Below are 21165 nucleotides of genomic sequence, written 5' to 3'. Positions count from 1 at the left end.
CATGAGCGAGAGCGGACGGACGGCTCGGGAGGATGGCCAGCAGGACCCCCGGGAGGACTTCGTGTCCTTCGGCGAGCAGGGGGCCCAGCTGACCTACGGCTCCTACCTCCAGCTGCCCACGCTGCTCGGCGCCCAGCGCTGCGAGTCCGGCGGCGGGGACGGACCGCCCGCACACGACGAGCTGCTCTTCATCACCATCCACCAGGTCTACGAGCTGTGGTTCCAGCAGCTGCTGCACGAGGTCGGGGCCGCGCGCGACGCGATGGCCGCCGGCGTACCGGGTGGGCGGCTGTGGTGGGCCCAGCACCTGCTGCAGCGGGTCCACGTCATCGAGCGCACGCTCGTCCAGCAGGTCGACGTGCTGGAGACGATGACCCCGCAGGACTTCCTGGAGTTCCGCCAGCGGCTCGCACCCGCCAGCGGATTCCAGTCGGTGCAGTTCCGCGAGCTGGAGTTCGTCTCCGGCGCCAAGGACGCGGGGTACGTCGAGCGCTTCCGCGGACTCACCCCCGACGAGCAGGCCCGGCTCGCCCGGCGGCTCGAGGAGCCGACGCTTTGGGACGCCTTCCTCGCCGCCCTCTCCTCGGCCGGCCTGGACGTCGGGACCGACGAGCAGGCCGCCGCCTCGCTGCGCACCGTCGCCCACGACCGGGACACGTACGCCGCCCTCTGGGCGCTCGCGGAGGCGCTGCTGCAGCACGACGAGCTCGCGGCGTCGTGGCGGGCCCGGCACGTGGTGATGGTGGAGCGGATGATCGGGGCGAAGTCCGGCACGGGCGGGAGCTCGGGCTCGACGTACCTCCGGTCCAGGCTGCCGCTGCAGTACTACCCGCTGCTGTGGGAGCTGCGCAGCAACCTGTAGGTGGGGGGTGGCCTCGGGGGCCGCGCCGTCGGGACGAGGGGCCGGGGTGGCCAGGTCCCGCCGGGTGGGCACCCTCCCGGCGTGCCGCGGGTGGGAGCGCCCTCCCGGCACGAGGCAGCCGACCCGGGGGCCCCCCCTCCTCGCCAACCACCCCCCCCGGAGGGCCCTCACCCGGCGGGGGGCCGGCCCCGCCACCCACCGCCGGGGGCGCCTTCGGTCGGCTGCCTCGCGCCGTCCGGGCGCTCCGAGCGTCGCGGCCCGCCGTCCGGGCGCCGTGGCCGCGCCCGGGGCGTCGCGGGCCCTGCATCCCGACGGCTCGGCGCCCTCGGGTGGGTGGGCGCGCCGAGGGGGGAGGGCGGTTGGCCGGGGGGTGAGGTGGGTCCTAGGGTCGGGAGGGTGACAACGACGTCGCACGACAGTGAGCTGAAGGACCTGGTCGCGAGGGCGACGGAGCTGGCGAGGGCCGGGAGGGGGAGCGGGGGGCCGCCGCACGACGAGGTGGGGGCGCTGCTGGCTGCCTACTACCGGCACGTGGCTCCCGAGGACGTCTCGGGGCGGGCCGACGTGGACGTCTACGGTGCGCTGGCCAGCCACTACCGGCTGGCCGAGGAGCGGCCCCAGGGCACGGCCAAGGTGCGGGTGCTGACGCCGACGCTGGCCGAGGAAGGCTGGTCGGCCGGCGGGCACAGCGTCGTGGAGGTCGTCACCGACGACATGCCCTTCCTCGTGGACTCGCTCACGATGGAGCTCTCGCGGCAGCTGCGCGACGTGCACGTAGTGGTGCACCCGCACTTCGACGTGCGTCGTGACATCACGGGGGCGCTGCAGCACGTGGCGCCGGTCGACGACGGGGCGCTGGAGCCCGGCGACGGCACCCTGCGCGAGTCGTGGATGCACGTCGAGATCGACCGGATCGCCGACGGGGACGCCGCGGCGATCGTCGAGAACGTCCAACGGGTCCTCGGCGACGTCCGCGAGGCCGTGGAGGACTGGCCGCGCGCGCGCCAGCGGATGCTCGACATCGTCACCGAGCTGCGCTCCGCCGCGCCGGTCAGCCTCGACGCCGAGGAGGTCCGTCAGGGGGCCGAGCTGCTGGAGTGGCTGGCCGAGGACCACTTCACGTTCCTGGGCTACCGGGAGTACACGCTCGAGGAGCTCGACGGCGACGACGTGCTGCGGGCGGTGCCCGGCACGGGACTGGGCATCCTGCGCTTCGACCAGGACCAGTCCGAGGCGTTCGCGCGGCTCCCGGAGCCGGTGAAGGCCAAGGCGCGCGAGAAGACCCTGCTGGTGCTGGCGAAGGCCAACTCCCGGGCGACGGTCCACCGCCCGGCGTACCTCGACTACGTCGGGGTCAAGACGTTCGACGCGGCCGGCGAGGTGACCGGTGAGCGTCGCTTCCTGGGCCTGTTCTCGTCCTCGGCGTACGCCGAGTCGTTGCTGCGCATCCCGCTGCTGCGCGAGAAGGCGCGCGAGGTGCTGCGGCGCAGCGGCTTCGACCCGCGCTCCTACGCCGGCCGTGCCCTGATGGACACCCTCGAGGGCTACCCGCGCGACGAGCTGTTCCACACCACGGTCGACGAGCTGGCGCCGATGGCCGAGACCGCGATGCACGCCCGGGAGCGGCGGGCGGTCCGCGCGATCACCCGTGCCGACACCTACGGGCGCTACGTCAGCGTGCTGGTCTACCTGCCCAGGGACCGCTACAACACCGCGGTCCGCGAGAAGTTCAGCGAGATCCTGCTGGAACGCCTCGGCGGGGAGTCGGTGGAGTTCACCGTCCGGATCAACGAGTCGACCACCGCGCGCGTGCACTTCGTGGTGCACCTGCCGCGCGAGCAGGGCGACCCCACCGTCACCGGGACGCTGCGTGCCCTGGACACCGCCGACCTCGAGCGCCGGCTGGCCGACGCCTCCCGCTCGTGGCGCGACGACTTCCTGGCCGCAGTGCTCTCGGAGTACGGCGAGCAGGCCGGCGCCATCCTCGGCCGCAGGTACGCCGAGTCCTTCCCCGAGGCCTACAAGGAGGACTTCTCCGCGCGGACCGCGGCGGTCGACCTCGGTCGGCTGGAGGGCATCGCGGGCGAGGAGGGTCTCGACCTGGCCCTGACCCAGCACCTGGACGCCGGGCGTGGCGAGGCCCGGCTCAAGGTCTTCCGCGTCGGCAGCCCGCTCTCGCTCTCCGAGGTGCTGCCGATGCTGAGCAGCCTGGGTGTGGAGGTGGTCGACGAGCGGCCCTACGAGCTCGACGGGCTGGAGCGGCCGACCTTCGTCTACGAGTTCGGGCTGCGCTACGGCAGCGCCCTGCCCGAGGAGGCCCGCGGGCTGTTCGTCGAGGCGCTCCGCGCGATCTGGGACGGGCACGCGGAGACCGACGGGTTCAACCGGCTGGTCCTCGGCGTCGGGCTGTCGTGGCGGCAGGCGATGTTGCTGCGGGCCTACGCGAAGTACATGCGTCAGGGCGCCTCGCCGTTCGCCGTCGACACCATCGAGGAGGCGCTGGCCTCCAACAAGGACATCACCCGGATGCTGGTGCGCTGCTTCGAGCTGCGCTTCGACCCGGGCGTCGACGACGCGACCCGCGAGGAGCAGACAGCGGCGCTGCGGGAACGGCTGGCCGCGGCGCTGGACGACGTCGCCTCCCTCGACCACGACCGCATCCTGCGCGGCTACCTCACCCACATCGGTGCGACGCTGCGCACCAACCACTTCCAGACCGGCGTCGACGGCCGTCCGAAGGACTACCTCAGCCTCAAGCTCGAGCCCTCGGCGATCCCCGACCTGCCCTCGCCGCGGCCGAAGTTCGAGATCTTCGTCTACTCCCCGCGGGTCGAGGGCGTGCACCTGCGCTTCGGCGCGGTCGCCCGCGGAGGGCTGCGCTGGAGCGACCGGCGCGACGACTTCCGCACCGAGGTGCTGGGCCTGGTCAAGGCGCAGATGGTCAAGAACACCGTCATCGTGCCGGTGGGCGCGAAGGGCGGCTTCTACGCCAAGAACCTGCCCGACCCGAGCGACCGCGAGGCGTGGCTGGCCGAGGGCGTGGCCTGCTACCGCACCTTCATCTCGGGGCTGCTCGACATCACCGACAACCTGGTCGAGGGCCGCACGGTGCCGCCGGCCGACGTCGTACGCCACGACGGGGACGACTCCTACCTCGTGGTCGCCGCGGACAAGGGCACCGCGACCTTCTCCGACATCGCCAACGGCGTGGCCAAGGACTACGGCTTCTGGCTCGGCGACGCCTTCGCCTCCGGCGGCTCCGTGGGCTACGACCACAAGGCGATGGGCATCACCGCCCGCGGCGCGTGGGTCTCGGTGCAGCGGCACTTCCGCGAGCGCGGCATCGACTGCCAGGCCGAGGACTTCACCTGCGTCGGCATCGGCGACATGTCCGGCGACGTCTTCGGCAACGGCATGCTGTGCTCCGAGCACACGCGCCTCGTGGCCGCCTTCGACCACCGCGACATCTTCCTCGACCCCGATCCCGACGCCGCGACGTCGTACGCCGAGCGCAGGCGGCTCTTCGAGCTCCCGCGCTCGTCCTGGGCCGACTACGACGCCTCGCTGATCAGCGAGGGCGGCGGCGTGTGGTCGCGCTCGCGCAAGTCGATCCCGCTCAACGACCACGTGCGCCGCGCCCTGGGCATCGACGCCGGGGTCGAGCAGATGACCCCGAACGAGCTGATGCGCGCGATCCTCTGCGCGCCGGTCGACCTGCTGTGGAACGGCGGCATCGGCACCTACGTCAAGGGCGCGGAGGAGACCCACGCCGACGTGGGGGACAAGGCCAATGACCCCATCCGGGTCGACGGCGTGCAGCTGCGCGCGGCCTGCATCGGCGAGGGCGGCAACCTCGGCTTCACCCAGGCCGGGCGGATCGAGTACGCGCGGGCCGGCGGCCGGATGGCCACCGACTTCATCGACAACTCCGCGGGCGTGGACACCTCCGACCACGAGGTCAACATCAAGATCCTGCTCGACCGGGTCGTGCACGACGGCGACCTCACCGAGAAGCAGCGCAACACGCTGCTCGCGGAGATGACCGACGAGGTGGCCTCGCTGGTGCTGCGCGACAACTACGAGCAGAACCTCGCGCTCTCCAACGCCCTGGACCACGCGCCGTCGCTGCTGCACGTGCACGAGGAGCAGATGCGGCAGCTCGAGGCCGACGGCGTGCTGGACCGCGAGGTCGAGGGGCTGCCGACCTCGAAGGCGGTCACGCTGCGCGCCGACCGCGGGGAGGGCCTGACGGCACCGGAGCTCTCGGTGCTCATGGCCTGGACCAAGATCGAGCTCGCCGACGAGCTGATCGCCTCCGACCTGCCCGACGACCCCTACCTCGTGCAGGACCTCACGGCCTACTTCCCCTCGGCGATGCGCGAGCGGTTCGCCGGCTACATCTCCGACCACCCCCTGCGCCGCGAGATCATCGTGACCCAGGTCGTCAACGACCTCGTCAACGGCGCGGGCATCACGTTCCTGACCCGGCTCGAGGGCGAGACCGGCGCGACGGCACCGGAGCTGGTGGGCGCCAACTTCGTGGCCCGCGAGGTCTTCGGATCGCTGCCGTTGCGCGAGGAGCTGCGCTCCTACGACAACCGGCTCGACGCCGCGGTGCAGACCCGGATGCGGCTGGAGATGCGCACGCTGGTCGAGCGCGCGAGCCGGTGGTTCGTGGCCAACCGGCGCCCGCCGATGGACAGCCAGGCGGTCGTGGACCACTTCTCCGGGCCCGTGCAGGAGACGATGGCGCGGCTGCCCGAGCTGATGGGCGGGCGCGAGCTCGCGGCCTTCGAGGAGCGTCGCGACCGGCTCGTGGGCCAGGGCGTGCCGGAGGACCTCGCCGAACGCGTGGCGGTGCTGCCGCCGGCGTACATGGTGCTCGGGGTGGTGGACACCGCGCTCCGCGACGGGCTGGACCCCGCCGAGGTCGCGCGGGTGCACTTCGCGCTCGGCGAGCGGCTCGGCCTGCCGGTGCTGGTGCAGCGGATCCTCGCGCTGCCGCGGCACGACCGCTGGCAGACGATGGCGCGCGCGGCGCTGCGCGACGACCTGCACGCCGTGCACCTCCAGCTCACCGGGCAGGTGCTGGCCGGCACCGACGCCTCCGCTCCCGTCGACGCGCGGATCCGGCAGTGGGAGGAGGCCGACGAGGTGCAGGTGGCGCGGGCGTCCGGGACGCTCGGTGACATCTGCTCCGACGACGCCGCCGACCTGGCGCGGCTCTCGGTCGGGCTGCGGGTGGTGCGGGGGCTGCTGGCCACCGGCTGAGGTCGGGACCCGCGCTGCGCCACGAGACCGGTTCATTATCGGTTTCACCGACGTCGGTGGCCGCGCCTAGGGTGCTTGACGATGGCAACGAACGCTTCTCGGGCGTCCGGGGGGCCGGCCCCCGACGTGGACCCGTCCGCCGAGCCGCCGGCAGGCGTGCACTCGCTCTGGCGGCTGCGCCACTACCTCCGGCCGTACGCCGGGTCGCTGCTCGTCATGCTGCTGGCCTCCCTCGGCACGGTGGCGCTGGCGATCGGCATCCCCCTGGTGATCCGCGCGATCATCGACGGTCCGGTCACCGAGCGCGACCTCGGTGGGCTGTGGGCGCTGGCCGGGCTCGCGCTGCTCCTGGGCGTGACCGAGGCGGTGCTGGTGTGGGTGCGCCGGTGGGTGCAGTCCTCGGCGGTGCTGGGTCTCGAGACCACGATGCGCCACGACCTCTACGACCGCCTGCAGCAGCTGCCGATGGCCTTCCACGGCCGCTGGGGCTCGGGCCAGCTGCTCTCCCGCGCGACCACCGACCTCGCCGCGATCCGCCGCTTCGCCGGGTTCGGGCTGCTGTTCCTGCTCATCAACGTCGTCCAGCTGACCGCGACGACGGTCGTGCTGCTGACGATGTACTGGCCGCTCGGTGTGGTCGTGGCCGCCGCCTCCGTGCCGATCGTGTGGCTCTCGATGCGCTTCGAGAAGCGCTACGTCGTGATCTCCCGGCGGGTCCAGGACGAGCAGGGTGACCTGGCCACGCACGCCGAGGAGGGCGCCGTCGGCATCCGGGTGATCAAGTCCTTCGGACGCAGCGAGCACGTCTCCCGCGGCTACGAGCGGGCCTCGACCACGCTGCACGCCACGAGCATGGAGAAGGTGCGGCTCTCCGCACGCTTCTGGACGTTCCTCGAGGTCATCCCCAACGTCGCTGTCGTCATCGTGCTGGCCCTCGGGGCCTACGGCGTCGGCACCGGGGCACTGACCCCCGGCGAGCTGGTCGCCTTCATCACCCTGATGCTGAGCCTGGTCTGGCCGGTCTCGTCCCTGGGCGTCATCCTCGCGATGGCCCAGGAGGCGATGACCGCCGCCGCGCGCATCCTCGACGTCTTCGACACCGAGCCCTCGATCGTGGGTGGCACCCGGGTCGTCGACGCCCCGCGCGGGCACCTGCGGCTGGAGTCGGTCGACTTCGCCTTCCCCGACGCCCCCGACGAGCCGGTGCTGCGCGGCGTGGACTTGGAGGTGCTGCCGGGGGAGACCGTCGCGGTGGTCGGCGCCACCGGCTCGGGCAAGACCGTCCTCACCTCGCTGGTCCCGCGGCTGTGGGACGTCACCGGCGGGCGGGTCACCCTCGACGGCGTCGACGTGCGCGAGCTGCGGCTGGAGCACCTGCGCAGCCTGGTCGCCACGGCCTTCGAGGAGCCGACGCTCTTCTCGATGAGCGCGCGGGAGAACCTCACGCTCGGCCGCGCCGACGCCACCGAGGAGGAGATCGAGGAGGCCCTGCAGATCGCGCAGGCGCAGTTCGTCCACGAGCTGCCCTGGGGCCTGGAGACCCGCATCGGCGAGCAGGGCATGGCGCTGTCCGGCGGCCAGCGGCAGCGGCTGGCCCTGGCCCGGGCCGTGCTGACCCGGCCCGCGGTCCTGGTGCTCGACGACACGCTCTCGGCCCTCGACGTGCACACCGAGAAGCTCGTGGAGGAGGCGCTGCGCCGGGTGCTGGCCGACACGACCGGGATCATCGTGGCGCACCGGGCCTCGACGGTGCTGCTCGCCGACAAGGTCGCGCTGCTGCAGGGAGGCCGGATCACCCACGTGGGGCAGCACCGCGACCTGCTGGCCACCGTGCCGGCGTACCGCGAGCTGCTGGCGGCGGAGGCCGAGCGGCCCGAGGAGGTCTCGGCATGAGCGCCGCGACCGAGGCGGGTACGTCGGAGGGTGCCGCGTCGGACGGGCAGGCTCCCGGGTGGCGCGGCCAGGCCGCGGTCGACGCCGACGAGGCCGCCGAGCGGCTCACCGCCGGCCGGCTCGGCGGAGGCTCGCGCCGGTTGCTGCGCGAGCTGCTGGCGCCCTACTCCCGCACGCTGAAGCTGCTCGTGCTCGTCGTCCTCGTCGAGAACGTCGCCCGGCTCTCCATCCCCTACCTCGTCAAGGTCGGCATCGACTCCGGCATCCCGCCGATCCGCACCGACGGAGACCTGACCCCGCTCGGCACCGTGGTCGGGCTGGTGCTGCTGGCGACGGTGACCCAGGCGGTCGCGCGCTACCGGTTCCTGGTAGTGCAGGGGCAGGTCGGCCAGGACGTCCTGCACGCCCTGCGGCGCAAGGTGTTCCGGCACTTCCAGGCCCTCGACCCGCAGTTCCACGACACCTACACCTCGGGGCGCGTGATCTCGCGCCAGACCTCCGACGTCGACGCGATCTACGAGATGCTCGAGACCGGCTTCGACGGGCTGGTCAAGGCTGCGCTGACGCTCGTGGGCACCGCCGGCATCCTGCTCTTCCTCGACCTCGAGCTCGGCCTGGTCGCGCTGCTGTGCCTGCCGCTGCTGGCGCTGCTGACCAACTGGTTCCGCAAGGCCTCGGCGGCGTCGTACCGCGTGACCCGCGAGAAGGTCGCGCTGGTGATCGTGCACTTCGTGGAGTCCATGGGCGGCATCCGCGCGGTGCAGGCGTTCCGGCGCGAGGGCCGCAACCAGGAGATCTTCGACGACGTCAACGACCAGTACCGTCGCGCCAACCTGGTCGCCTTCCGGCTGGTCGCCTGGTTCATGCCCGGCATCCGCCTGATCGGCAACGTCACGATCGCGGCCGTGCTGCTGTACGGCGGGTACCTCGCCTACCAGGGCGACGTCACCGTCGGCGTGCTGGCGGCGTTCCTGCTCTACCTGCGGCAGTTCTTCGAGCCGATGATGGAGATCAGCCAGTTCTACAACACCTTCCAGTCCGCCTCCGCGGCGCTGGAGAAGCTCGCGGGTGTGCTCGAGCAGGAGCCGGGCGTGCCCGAGCCGACCTCCCCGCGGCCGATCGGCCGCGCGAGCGGCGAGGTGCGCTTCGAGGACGTGCGGTTCTCGTACGTCGAGGGGCGGCCGGTGCTGCCCGGGCTCGACCTCACCATCCCCGCGGGGCAGACCCTGGCCCTGGTCGGCACGACGGGTGCGGGCAAGACGACCATCGCCAAGCTCGCCACCCGCTTCTACGACCCGACCGCCGGCCGGGTGCTGCTGGACGGGACCGACCTGCGCGAGCTGGCCGGCGACGACCTGCGCGACAACGTCGTGATGGTGACCCAGGAGAACTACCTCTTCTCGGGCACCATCGCCGACAACATCCGCTTCGGCCGGCCCTCGGCCACGATGGCCGAGGTCGTCGAGGCCACCACGGCCCTCGGCGCGCACGACTTCATCGCCGCCATGCCCGAGGGCTACGACACGGTGGTGGCCAACGCCGGCGGCCGGCTCTCCGCTGGCCAGCGCCAGCTGGTGGCCTTCGCGCGGGCGTTCCTCGCCGACCCGGCGGTGCTGATCCTCGACGAGGCCACGTCGTCGCTCGACATCCCCTCCGAGCGGCTGGTCCAGCGCGCGCTGCGCACGGTGCTGGCCGGTCGGACGGCCGTGATCATCGCCCACCGGCTCTCCACCGTGGAGATCGCCGACCGGGTGCTGGTGCTCGAGCACGGCCGGATCGTCGAGGACGGCACCCCCGGCGACCTCGTCGCCGCCGGCCAGGACGTCGCCGGCGGCGGCCGCTTCGCCGGCCTCCACCAGGCCTGGGTCGACTCCCTGGCCTGATCACGACTGCGCCAGCGGGCGTGATCGTCGGTGGTCGAGCAGCGACCGCGGCTGAGGGACGAAGCCGCGGCGGAGCGTGTCGAGACCGGGTGAGGTGCCTGTGGTCGGCGAGCAACGCGTTGAGTCGTCAGCAGGATCGCGACCACGGCCGAGCGGCATCTGCTGCAGTGGCAGCCCAGATCGGCAGTCCAGGGGCGAGCGCGCTCTCTCCGCACGAGTACCAGTGAAGGCCTCGTGGAGATCGAGGTCGCTGGGGGAGTGGTCCCGGAGCGGTTCGATGCGGTGGCGGTGCGCCGGTGGCTTGCGCGGTCTCGACGACGGCTCGCCGGGGCTCGCCTGCTCGACCATCCCGCGGTGGGTGCCGGGGCTCGCGTGCTTGACCATCCCGCGGTGGGTGCCGGGGCTCGCGTGCTCGACCATCCCGCGGTCGGTGCAGGGGCTCGCCTGCTTGACCATGCCGCGGTGGGTGCAGGGTCTCGCCTGCTCGACCGGCCCAGGCCGGCGTGCTGGTAGCCCGGCCGCCGGGGTGGTGGTCGGGCTGCGAGCGGTCTCGGCCGGTCAGGCCGTGAGTGAGGTGGTGCCGTCGGGGTGGACGAGGTAGTGCTGGCCGTGGGGGCTGGTCCAGAGCCAGTGGCCTGGTGAGAGTCCTCGGACGGCCCAGGGTCTGCCTGCTGGTGAGGGGTGGGTCTTGGCGCGGTGGTCGTGGCGACAGAGGGGCGCGAGGTTGTCGGTCGACGTCTGGTCCGGCGGGCCGGTGTCGGAGTACTCGATGGTGTGGTCGAGGTCGGCGGTCTCGGCTGGCTTGTTGCAGTGGGGGAAGGTGCAGGTGGTGCGGGTGAGCTTGACCCGGGTGGCGATGCGGTCGGGGACCTCGTAGGAGGAGACCGCGACGGTGTCGTGGAGGTCGATGACGGGCTTGACGATGACCTGGGTGCCTGGGGTGCCGCACCAGTCCCTGACGGCGTCGGCGGTCAGGAGCTGGCGGTGGTTGTCGAGGCGGGCGAGGTTGAGTCCGAGCTTGCCGGTGACGGGGTCGATCTGGGGGGCTCCGGTGAGGGCCGCGTCGCTCAGGTGGACTGTCAGGACCACGACCCGGCGGGGATTCGTGCGGGTGCCGGGGCTGGTGGGCGTGTCGGTTTCGCGGTCTCGACGACGCTCGTCGCTGGCGCTCCTCGCTGCTCGACCTTCCTGCGTATCGCCGGCCGCCTCATCGCCTGTGAGGGTTTCTTGGCCGCGGGCGAGGTAGCCGAGGGCTTTGGCGCGGCGGACGGCGAGGGTGTCGGTGGAGCCGTCGGCCAGGAGCTGGTGGGCAAGGGCGCGGACCGCGTGCTCGAGGTCTTCTGCGTCGGCGCGGTCGAGCAGGCCGTAGGCGGTCACGGCGGACGCGGACCCGACCGAGGTGGCGGGTGAGGCGAGGTCGAGGTCGAAGAACAGGTGCGACTTCTTGTCGCACTCCTCGACCTCGGTGGATTCGGGGTCGAAGCGGGCGGTGGCTTCCAGCACGAGCCGGTCGGCCACGATGGGGCCGGCGGTGTGGACGACGTGGGCGATCTGCGCGTCGACGAAGCGGGCGGCTTCCTCCGACAGCCCGCGCGTGGCTTGGGCCAGGCGGCGTACCCGCCACGCGGTGACCTGCCCGGCGACGAGTCGCGCCCACACCTTGGGGAGCCGGTGCTTGGCCTCCACGACGTCGCCGACGAGGAGGCGGCCGGACTCCCGGGTGCGGCCGAGGGCGGTGGAGAGCTCGGTGACGGCGAAGTCGGAGACCTCGGGTGCACCGGCGCCGGCGAGGTCGAGCATGGTGTCGGCGCCGGGCATCCCGAACCGAGCGACCCACGCGTCCTCAGCAACCTGAAGGGCCTCTTCGTCGGGGTGGCTGTAGGTGCCGTAGAGGTCCGGCATCAACGCACCCGTGGTGTGACGGTCTGCCCACTCGGCGACCCCGATCAGCAGCTCGCGAGCGGCGTCGTCCTCGCGCTGCTTGGCGCCGCGGATCGCGTCGAGGAGGGAGCTGGTGGACATGGTCCAAGTATAGTCGAACACACGTTCTAGAGACAGTGTTTCCCCAGGTCAGGTCCACTTTTCTGCAGCAACCATGCCGACCGTTCGAAGCCCGACCGAAGCGAGCACCCCAGCGCAGGGCGACCGTCGAGGCAAGCTCAACCAAGAAGCGCAGGTGGCATCCACGGCGACCACGCTTCTCCGTCAATCAGGACCTGCTGCGGCGCGAACGCGCCACGACCCACAGGCGGTGACCCAGGGAGCAACCACGGGGGTACAGCTGGGCGCGTCGGCGTACGGGGTTTCGAGACGGCGCTGGCGCGCCTCCTCAACCGCCGTACATGTCGGTGTGCGGGGTCTCGACGAAGGCTCGCTGGCGGCTCGCCTGCTCGACCGGCGGTAGGGCCGGGTCGGCGGTGACTAGGGTCGCGCCATGACCGACCTGCACCTGCTGGACGCCGCCGAGACCGCCCGTCGCACGAGCGCGGGGGAGGTGAGCGCGGTGGAGGTCGTGCGGGCCTCGTTGGACCGGATCGCGGCGCTGGACCCGGGGCTCAACGCGATGTCGGTCGTGCTGGACGCCGAGGCGCTGGCCGAGGCCGAGGCCCGCGACAACGCCCTGGCGGCGGGCGAGCCGTGCGGCCCGCTGCACGGCGTACCCGTCGTCATCAAGGAGGAGGTCGACGTCGCCGGCACGGTGACGACCTTCGGCGGCGAGGGCAACAGCACGCCCGTGGCAGCGGACGCAGAGGTCGTGCGGCGGCTGCGTGCGGCCGGGGCCGTGGTCGTGGGCAAGACGACGATGCCGGAGTTCGGGGCGTTCCCCTACACCGAGGGCGCCTCGCGCGGGGTGACCCGCAACCCGTGGGACCGCACCCGCACCCCCGGCGGCTCGTCGGGTGGGACGGCCGTGGCGGTGGCGACCGGCATGGTGCCGGTCGGGCTCGGTGGTGACGGTGGCGGCTCGATCCGCATCCCCAGTGCCATGTGCGGGCTCTTCGGGCTCAAGCCGCAGCGCGGCCGGGTCTCGACGGCCCCGCACCCACACCTGTGGTGGGCGCTCGGCACGGCTGGGCCGCTGACCCGCACGGTCCTGGACAGCGCGATCTTCTACGACGCCATCCGTGGCAACGTCGCGGGCGACCTCTACACCGCGGGCGACACCGGGTCGTTCACCGAGGCGGCACGCACCGCCCCGGGCCGGCTGCGGATCGGCTGGTCGACCAAGCCGGTCGCCCTCGGCATACGCCCCGACCGCGCGCACGTGCGCGCCGTCGAGGACACCGCCCGGCTCCTGGCCGAGCTCGGTCACGACGTACGCCGGGTGGAGCCGCAGTACCCGGACCCGACCCTGGCCTTCGTGCCGCAGTTCTTCGCCGGCATCCGTGACGAGGCAGCGGCCGTCGAGCACCCCGAGCGGCTGGAGCGGCGGACCCGGCAGACCCGCCGGCTCGGCGCGTGGGTGACCCCGAAGGTGCGCGACTGGGCGCTGCGGCAGAGCGAGGAGATCTCGCGGCAGGCCAACCGGGTCTTCGACGAGGTCGACGTCCTCCTCACCCCGACGACCGCGCACCGCCCGCCGCGCGTGGGTGTCCTCGACGGCAAGGGCACGGTCGGGTCGGCGCTCGCCTCGATGCCGGCCATCGCCTACTGCGCGCTGTGGAACGTCGCCGGCAACCCCGCCGCCAGCGTGCCTGCCGGGCTCGCCGAGGACGGCCTGCCCCTGGGTGTCCAGCTCGTCGGGCGCCAGCACGACGAGACCACGCTGCTCAGCCTCTCCGCCCAGCTCGAGGCCGCGTGCCCCTGGTCCTTCCCGCGCCTCTGACCGACTCCGGCGTGGGCCCCTAGGGTGAGCCCGTGACTGCGATCAGGGTGAGGGACCTGACCAAGGTGTACGGAGAGGTGCGCGCCGTCGACGGTGTGGACCTCGACGTGGCCGACGGGGAGTTCGTGGGCGTGCTCGGCCCCAACGGCGCGGGCAAGACCACGCTGCTGGAGGTCGTGGAGGGCCTGCGCCGCCCCGACTCCGGGACCGTGGAGGTGCTGGGCGAGCAGGTGTGGCCGCGCAACGCGGCGGTGCTCCCGCGGATCGGCGTGCAGCTGCAGGCCTCGGCGTTCTTCGAGCGGCTCACCGCCCGCGAGCAGATCCGCACCTTCGCGGCCCTGTACGACGTCAGCCCGGCGCGCGCCGACGACTGGCTCGAGCGGGTCGGGCTCGCGGAGAAGGCCTCGGCGCGGGTCGAGGACCTCTCGGGCGGCCAGGCCCAGCGGCTCTCGATCGCCTGCGCGCTGGTGCACGACCCCGAGCTGGTCTTCCTCGACGAGCCGACCGCCTCCCTCGACCCGCAGGCCCGCCGCAACCTCTGGGACCTGCTGTCGGGCATCAACGAGGCCGGCCGCACCGTCGTGCTCACCACCCACTACATGGACGAGGCGGAGGTCCTCTGCGACCGGGTCGCGGTGATGGACTCCGGCCGGGTGCTGCAGGTCGGGTCGCCGGCCGAGCTGGTGCGCCACCTCGACGCTCCCGCGCGGATTCTCGTGGCCCCCGGCCAACTCGACGAGGCCGGGGCCCGCGGCATCGCCGGCACCGAGTCGGTCGAGGTGGGGCCCGACGGCACGGTGCTCACCACCCGGCACCCCGCCGACGTGGTGGCCCGGCTCGGGGAGCTCGGCGCCCTCGACGGGGTGCGGGTGCAGACCGGGACCCTCGAGGACGTCTTCCTCGCGCTCACCGGACGGAGCTACCGCGCATGAGGGCCTTCTCCGCCATCGCCGCGGCGATCGTGCGCGGCTTCGTCCGCGACCGGGCCTCGCTGTTCTTCGCGGTCGTCTTCCCGCTGATGTTCCTGGTCTTCTTCGGTGGCGTGCTGTCCGACCGCGGGCAGCCGGCCGCCGAGCTGGTGCAGGTCGGCGACCTCGCGCTGGTCGAGGCCCTGTCCCCGGAGGCCCGCGAGGCGTTCGACGCGGCCTTCGACGTACGCCGGGTCGACGACCTCGACACCGCGCTGGAGCAGGTGCGCAGCGGTGACGCCGACGTCGCGCTGCGCCAGGACGGCGGCACCCTGGTGGCGCACTACACGCAGACCGACCAGGTGCAGGCCGCCGTCACGCAGGCGACCCTGCGGGCCCTCGTGGAGGGCACCAACGTGGCCCTGCTCGCGCAGGAGGCCGGCTCGGCGGTGCCGTTCGCGCTCGACGTGGAGCGGGTGGAGGACGAGTCGCTGACCGTGATCCAGTTCGTGACCCCCGGCCTGCTGGGCTGGGCGATCGCGACCAGTGCGGCGATCGGCGCGGCCGCCACCCTGCAGGGGTGGCGGCAGACCAAGCTGATGCGACGCCTCCAGCTGGCGCCGGTGCGCACGCGCACCATCGTGTCCGCGCGCGTCGTGGTCACCCTCGGCATCGCGCTGGTGCAGACCGCGATCTTCCTCGGGGTCGGCATGGCGTTCTTCGGGCTGTCGCTCACCGGCTCCTGGTGGATGGCCGTGCCGCTGGTGCTGGTCGGGACGCTGTGCTTCATGGCCCTCGGCCTCCTCGCCGGCGCGCTGACCACCACGGCGGAGGCGGCGGTCAACGCCGCCAACTTCATGGTCCTGCCGATGGCGTTCCTCAGCGGTTCCTTCTTCTCCCTCGACGGGGCGCCGCGGTGGTTGCAGACCATCTCGGACCTGATGCCGCTCAAGCACCTCAACGAGGGGATGCTCGACGTCATGGTCCGGGGAGAGGGCCCGGCCGCCGCCCTGCCGGTGCTGGGGATCCTCGCCGCGTTCGCCCTCGTGGTCACGCTGGTCTCGGCCAAGCTCTTCCGCTGGGACAGCGTCTAGACCTCGGGCGACGGTTTGACCCGTCAGGCACCCTGTTGGGTGACCTGTCCTCGGATGCGTCTGCCTACGTTCGATGCAGACGTGCAGCCGTAGCGAACAGAGAGCGAGCCCACGATGAGCCCACTCGCGCACGGCGCGGCCATGTCGGCCCGCCCGGTCGACGCCCAGGGGGATACCCCGCAGGACGCACCCTCACACCCGGGCGACCTCGTAGTGCTCCTCGACGAGGAGGGTCGCCCGACCGGCACCGCCCCTCGCATTCGCGTCCACACCCGCGAGACCCCGCTCCACCTCGCGTTCTCGCTGTACGTCGTCGACACCGACGGCCGGCTGCTGCTCACCCGCCGCGCCACCGGCAAGACCGCCTGGCCGGGGGTCTGGACCAACTCCTGCTGCGGCCACCCCCAGCCGGACGAGCCGATGCCGGCCGCCGTGCGGCGGCGTACCGCCGAGGAGCTCGGCCTCGAGGTCGGCGAGCTCGACGTGGTGCTGCCCGACTTCCGCTACCGCGCCGTCGACGCCTCGGGTGTCGTGGAGAACGAGATCTGCCCGGTCCACCTCACCGTCGTCCCGGTCGGCACCGAGCCTCGGCCCGACCCCTCGGAAGTCGCGGAGCACGCCTGGCTGGACTGGTCCGACGTACGCCGTACCGCGGGGGCCTCCCCGTTCCTGCTGAGTCCCTGGATGGTCCTGCAGGTCGCCCAGCTGGGCGCGCTCGCCGGCGACGACCTGCGCTCGCTGGCGACCCGCAGCCTGGGAGCCGCCCGGTGACCGCGGAGATGCTGGCCCCGCCGACGGCGCGTCGCCCGCGCTCGGCGCGGGCCGGTGCGGCCACGGGTGAGGAGCCGCCCGCACCCACCACCGCGCACGCCGAGCAGACCGGGGCCGAGGCCCTCGCTGCCGTCGAGGAGCTGCTCCGGCTGCGCCTGGACCGCCTGGCGGGGGAGTGGCGCCGCGGGCCCGGCCCCGAGCCGCTGGCCGGCGACGCCGACCCGGTGCTCGGCGAGCAGGGCCTGCCCGGCATCCTCGCCGAGCTCGTGCTCGGCGCGGGCAAGCGCTTCCGGCCGCTCATGTGCCACTGGGGCTGGCTCGCCGCCGGCGGCGCGGAGTCCGGCGCCGACCCGACGGTGCCCGTGCGCATCGGCGCGGCGCTGGAGCTGCTGCACGCCTTCGGCCTCGCCCAGGACGACGTGATGGACGGCTCGACCACCCGCCGCGGCCGTCCCGCCACGCACGTGGTCGCCAGCGACTGCCACCGCGCGGCCGGCGGTCGCGACGACGCGCTGCGCTACGGCGAGTCCGTGGCCGTGCTCGTCGGCGACCTGGCCCACATGGAGGCCGACGCGATCGTCGCCGAGCTCTCCCAGCCGGTGCGGCACCTGTGGTGGCGCACCAGCGTCGAGCTCGTGCGCGGACAGGTCCTCGACCTGTCCGAGGCGGCCGCCGGTGGCGGCGCGAACGCCGAGGACCGCGCCTGGGCCGTGGCCCGCGCCAAGTCCGGCGGCTACACCATCCAGCGCCCGCTCGAGCTGGGCGCGGTCGCGGCCGGCGCCGGGTCCGAGGTGCTGGGCGCCCTGGGGGAGTACGGCGCGCACCTCGGCGAGGCCTTCGCCCTGCGCGACGACCTGCTCGGCGTCTGGGGCGACCCCGAGCTCACCGGCAAACCCGCCCACGACGACCTGCGCGCGGGCAAGGCCACCGTGCTGCTCGCGTGGGCGGAGCAGGAGGCGACCGGCCGCGCCGCGGACGTGGTCGCCCGCATCAGGAACCAGCAGCACGAGGACGGCGACGTCGAGGAGGCAGCACAGATCATGGAGAGCACCGGGGTCCGCCAGCGGGCCGAGGAGCAGGTACGCCGCAGCCACGCGAGTGCCCTCGCAGCACTCGAGGAGCCCGCGCTGCACCCCGCCGGGGTCGCGGGTCTGCGCCAGGTCGCCGACACCGTGTGCTGGAGGACCCGATGAGCCGCGTGGTCGTGATCGGGGCCGGGCTCGCCGGTCTCGCGACGGCCTGCCACCTGAGCCGCTCGGGCCACGAGGTCGTCCTGGTCGAGGCCGAGGACGCCCCGGGCGGGCGCGCCGGTCGGGTCGACCGTGACGGCTACACCTTCGACACCGGTCCGACCGTGCTCACCATGCGCGGGCTGCTCGACGACGTGGTCTCCGCCGCCGGTGGCGACCTCGACGCCCTGCTCCCCATGCGGATGCTCGACCCGGCGTACCGCGCCAAGTTCGCCGACGGCTCCGAGATCCTGGTCCGCCACGGCCACGAGGCGATGCGCGAGGAGATCCGCACCGTCTGCGGGCCCGCCGACGCGGCCGCCTTCGACGACTTCAGCGCGTGGCTGAAGAAGCTCTACGACGTCGAGATGCCGCACTTCATCGACGCCAACTTCGACTCCCCGCTCGACCTCGTCTCCTCGCCGGCCGCCGCCGCGAAGCTGCTGGGCCTCGGCGGGTTCGGGCGGCTCGGGCCCAACGTCCGGCGCCGCTTCGCCGACGACCGGCTGCGCCGGCTCTTCACCTTCCAGGCGATGTACGCCGGGCTGCCGCCGTCCTCGGCGCTGGCCCTCTACGCGGTCATCACCTACATGGACTGCATCGAGGGCGTCTGGTTCCCCGACGGCGGCATGTCGGCGGTCCCGCACGCGCTGGCCAAGGCCGCCACCGACGCCGGTGTCGAGCTGCGCCTGGGCCAGCGGGTCACCGAGGTGCTGCGCCGCGCCGACGGTGCCGTCGCCGGCATCGTCATCGAGGGTGACTCCGAGGGCGGTGAGCGGCTGGCCGCCGACGCCGTCGTGTGCACCCTCGACCTGCCGGTGGCCTACCGCCGCCTGCTCCCCGACCTCGCGCCGCCGCGGGTCGTGAAGAAGGGCAAGTACTCGCCCTCGGCCGTCGTGTGGCACGTCGGCGTCCGCGGCGGGCTCCCCGAGGGGACCCGGCACCACAACATCCACTTCGCCGACGCCTGGGACTCCTCCTTCGACGCCCTGATCAAGCAGGGCCGGATGATGCCGGACCCCTCGCGCCTGGTGACGGTCCCGACGATGAGCGACCCCTCGCTGGCCCCCGACGGGTCGCACGTCCTCTACGTCCTCGAGCCCGCGCCCAACCTCGACGGCGTCGTGGACTGGAAGACCCAGCGGGGCCGCACCCGCGAGGAGCTGGAGCGCTTCCTGGAGCGCGAGGGCTACCCGACCGACATCGTCGCCGAGGAGCTGGTGGACCCCGTCGACTGGGAGGCCCAGGGCATGGAGCGCGGCACGCCGTTCGCGCTGGCCCACACCTTCGCCCAGACCGGTCCGTTCCGCCCGTCCAACGTCGAGAAGCGCGTGCCCGGCTTCTTCTTCGCGGGCTCCGGCACCACCCCCGGTGTCGGCGTCCCGATGGTGCTGGTCTCCGGCAAGCTGGCCGCCCAGCGGGTCACCGACTACCTGCCGGCTGCGCCCGCCTGGAAGCCGCGGCCGGCGCGGCGTACCGAGGTGGCCTGAGGTGTCAGCGGTCGCGACGTCCCCGGTGGAACCGGACCTCGTCGAGGGCTACCGCCGGTGCGCGGAGCTCACGCGGCGGCACGGCACGACCTACTACTGGGGTGCGGCGATCCTGCCCAAGGAGCGCCGTCGGCACGTGCACGCGGTCTACGCGCTGTGCCGCCTCGCCGACGACATCGTCGACGCCCCGGGTGCCACCGACCCGGGGAAGGTCGCCGCGACCGAGCAGGCCCTGGCCGACTTCCAGGCCGCGTTCCTGCGGGCCGTGGAGGAGGGCACCAGCCCCGACCCGGTGCTGGCCGCCGTCGGCCACACCGTCCGGGAGACCCGGATCGACCCGGAGTGCTTCGAGCGGTTCTTCGGGGCGATGGCCCGGGACCTCACCACCACGACGTACGACACCTGGGAGGACCTGCTCGGCTACATGGAGGGCTCGGCCGCGGTCATCGGCGAGATGATGCTGCCCGTCCTCGAGCCGAGCTCGGCCTCGGCCAAGGAGCCTGCGCGCGCGCTCGGCAACGCCTTCCAGCTGACCAACTTCCTGCGCGACGTCGCCGATGACCTCGACCGCGGCCGGGTCTACATCCCCCAGGAGGACCTCGAGCGCTTCGGCGCCGACCCCGCCCGACGCCGGGCCGACGCCGCGTGGCGCGCGCTCATGGCGTTCGAGGTCGAGCGCAACCGCGAGCTGTACGCCGAGGCCGACCGCGGCCTGGCCCTGCTCCCGGACGCCTCGCGCCGTTGCGTCGGCACCGCCCGCCGCCTGTACGCCGGCATCCTGGACCGGATCGAGGACGCCGGCTACGACGTCTTCGGCGAGCGGGTCGTCGTCCCGACCTGGCGCAAGGCGGCCCTCGCCGGCGCGGCCCTCGGCGTCACCGCCGCCGGTGCGCTGCGCGCTTCGCCCGGGAGCGCCCCCGCCCCTGCCGGTCGAGGTGCGAGCGGAGCGAGCCACGAGACCTCGCCGCGCATCCCCATCGCGCTGAAGCCGATGCCGCGCCGCGACCAGCTCGAGCCGTCGTGGCAGCACGCGAAGCCCGCCCGCATCCGGGCCGCCCTCGACGTGGCCCTGGCCCGCGACCCCGGTGGGTGGTACACCGTCGGGCCCTCCACCGCGCTCGGCAGCACCAGCATCACCCGCTCCGTCGCCGGCCGCGAGGTCGTGCTGTGGCGCACCAGCACCGGGGTCGCCGCGGGTCCGGGCTCGTGCCCGCACCTGGGCGCGTTGCTCACCGACTGCGAGGTGTTCGGCGACAGGCTGCACTGCCGCTGGCACGGCCTCGCGCTGGCCCCCGAGGGGCAGCCCGGCTGGCCGGCGTACGCCGCCCACGACGACGGCGTGCTGCTCTGGGTCCGCGTGCCCACCCCCGGCGAGACGCCCTCCGACCTGCCGCGGATCACCGCGCGCCCGCCGCTGGCCCGCTCCGTGGCGGCGGTCGTGGAGCTGCCCGGCACCTGCGAGCCCCGGGACATCATCGCCAACCGGCTCGACCCCTGGCACGGCTCGTGGTTCCACCCCTACGCCTTCAGCCACCTCGAGGTCGACGACGCCGCCAGCGACGACGAGGTCCTGACCGTCGACGTGACGTTCCGGCTGAGCCGGCGCTGGGGCGTGCCGGTGCGTGCGGAGTTCGCCTGCCCCGACGCCCGCACGATCGTCATGACCATCACCGAGGGCGAGGGTGCCGGCAGCGTGGTGGAGACCCACGCGACGCCGATCGGCCCCGGCCCCGACGGCAAGCCGCGCACGATGATGGTCGAGGCCACCATCGCGCACTCCGACCGTCCCGGCTTCAAGGCCGCCCGCGCCGTCTCCTCCCTGTTGCAGCCGGCCATGCGTCACACCGCCCGGCGCCTCTGGGTCGACGACATGGTCTACGCCGAGCGTTCCTGGCTGCTCCGCGCCCGCGGGGAGTCCTACGGCATCTGACGCGAGGG

Annotated in this window: 12 protein-coding genes; 11 read left to right on the top strand and 1 reads right to left on the bottom strand. The window is 73.3% G+C overall.

Annotation, left to right across the window (positions count from 1 at the left end; translation table 11 throughout):
* Position 1: 1 nt before the first annotated feature.
* The 4 genes from Q1V71_RS10410 to Q1V71_RS10395 all read left to right on the top strand — a co-directional run bounded on the left by Q1V71_RS10410 (position 2) and on the right by Q1V71_RS10395 (position 9909).
* Positions 2-862 (top strand): tryptophan 2,3-dioxygenase family protein, encoded by an 861-nt coding sequence (locus Q1V71_RS10410; RefSeq protein WP_300643563.1) that lies wholly within the window; start codon positions 2-4, stop codon positions 860-862.
* A gap of 396 nt (positions 863-1258) precedes the next feature.
* Positions 1259-6133 carry an NAD-glutamate dehydrogenase gene (locus Q1V71_RS10405; RefSeq protein WP_300643561.1) on the top strand — a complete coding sequence of 1625 codons (4875 nt, stop codon included), beginning with the start codon at positions 1259-1261 and terminating at the stop codon, positions 6131-6133.
* An 81-nt stretch (positions 6134-6214) separates the two neighbouring features.
* Positions 6215-8026, top strand: coding sequence for an ABC transporter ATP-binding protein (locus tag Q1V71_RS10400; protein WP_300643559.1), 1812 nt, complete (start codon positions 6215-6217; stop codon positions 8024-8026).
* Positions 8023-9909: an ABC transporter ATP-binding protein gene (locus Q1V71_RS10395; protein ID WP_300643557.1), complete on the top strand. Its 1887-nt coding sequence runs from the start codon at positions 8023-8025 to the stop codon at positions 9907-9909. The genes Q1V71_RS10400 and Q1V71_RS10395 overlap by 4 nt, the downstream gene beginning before the upstream one ends.
* Before the next feature lie 558 nt (positions 9910-10467).
* Here the strand turns inward: Q1V71_RS10395 and Q1V71_RS10390 are convergent.
* Entirely contained in the window at positions 10468-11931 is a 1464-nt protein-coding gene (locus tag Q1V71_RS10390) for an HNH endonuclease signature motif containing protein (RefSeq protein WP_300643555.1), read from the bottom strand.
* A 412-nt stretch (positions 11932-12343) separates the two neighbouring features.
* Here Q1V71_RS10390 and Q1V71_RS10385 point away from each other — a divergent pair, with 412 nt between their 5' ends.
* From Q1V71_RS10385 to Q1V71_RS10355, 7 genes are all read left to right on the top strand, one after another.
* Complete coding sequence (locus Q1V71_RS10385) at positions 12344-13735, top strand: amidase (protein ID WP_300643553.1); 1392 nt, start codon at positions 12344-12346, stop codon at positions 13733-13735.
* A 32-nt stretch (positions 13736-13767) separates the two neighbouring features.
* Entirely contained in the window at positions 13768-14667 is a 900-nt protein-coding gene (locus Q1V71_RS10380) for an ABC transporter ATP-binding protein (protein ID WP_300643551.1), read from the top strand.
* Positions 14664-15737, top strand: a complete 1074-nt coding sequence (locus Q1V71_RS10375; protein WP_300643549.1) for an ABC transporter permease — start codon at positions 14664-14666, stop codon at positions 15735-15737. The genes Q1V71_RS10380 and Q1V71_RS10375 overlap by 4 nt, the downstream gene beginning before the upstream one ends.
* Before the next feature lie 114 nt (positions 15738-15851).
* Positions 15852-16508 (top strand): isopentenyl-diphosphate Delta-isomerase, encoded by a 657-nt coding sequence (gene idi, locus Q1V71_RS10370; RefSeq protein ID WP_300643547.1) that lies wholly within the window; start codon positions 15852-15854, stop codon positions 16506-16508.
* The gene (locus Q1V71_RS10365; RefSeq protein ID WP_300643545.1) at positions 16505-17701 is read left to right on the top strand and encodes a polyprenyl synthetase family protein; all 1197 of its coding nucleotides are present in this window, start codon (positions 16505-16507) and stop codon (positions 17699-17701) included. The genes idi and Q1V71_RS10365 overlap by 4 nt, the downstream gene beginning before the upstream one ends.
* Positions 17698-19227, top strand: coding sequence for an NAD(P)/FAD-dependent oxidoreductase (locus Q1V71_RS10360; RefSeq protein WP_300643543.1), 1530 nt, complete (start codon positions 17698-17700; stop codon positions 19225-19227). The genes Q1V71_RS10365 and Q1V71_RS10360 overlap by 4 nt, the downstream gene beginning before the upstream one ends.
* A gap of 1 nt (position 19228) precedes the next feature.
* Positions 19229-21157, top strand: a complete 1929-nt coding sequence (locus Q1V71_RS10355) for a DUF5914 domain-containing protein (protein WP_300643541.1) — start codon at positions 19229-19231, stop codon at positions 21155-21157.
* The last annotated feature ends 8 nt before the right edge of the window (positions 21158-21165 follow it).

It is taken from the genome of Nocardioides sp. (assembly GCF_030149505.1).
GTDB lineage: Bacteria > Actinomycetota > Actinomycetes > Propionibacteriales > Nocardioidaceae > Nocardioides.
The sequence above is the reverse complement of the archived record's forward strand: the minus strand, read 5'-3'. Positions and strand labels throughout refer to the sequence as shown.

Coding starts and splice junctions, on each gene's coding strand:
- Q1V71_RS10395 (WP_300643557.1), top strand. CDS start 8,023: ATGAGCGCCGCGACCGAGGCGGGTACGTCGGAGGGTGCCGCGTCGGAC.
- Q1V71_RS10375 (WP_300643549.1), top strand. CDS start 14,664: ATGAGGGCCTTCTCCGCCATCGCCGCGGCGATCGTGCGCGGCTTCGTC.
- Q1V71_RS10410 (WP_300643563.1), top strand. CDS start 2: ATGAGCGAGAGCGGACGGACGGCTCGGGAGGATGGCCAGCAGGACCCC.
- idi (WP_300643547.1), top strand. CDS start 15,852: ATGAGCCCACTCGCGCACGGCGCGGCCATGTCGGCCCGCCCGGTCGAC.
- Q1V71_RS10400 (WP_300643559.1), top strand. CDS start 6,215: ATGGCAACGAACGCTTCTCGGGCGTCCGGGGGGCCGGCCCCCGACGTG.
- Q1V71_RS10390 (WP_300643555.1), bottom strand. CDS start 11,931: ATGTCCACCAGCTCCCTCCTCGACGCGATCCGCGGCGCCAAGCAGCGC.
- Q1V71_RS10360 (WP_300643543.1), top strand. CDS start 17,698: ATGAGCCGCGTGGTCGTGATCGGGGCCGGGCTCGCCGGTCTCGCGACG.
- Q1V71_RS10385 (WP_300643553.1), top strand. CDS start 12,344: ATGACCGACCTGCACCTGCTGGACGCCGCCGAGACCGCCCGTCGCACG.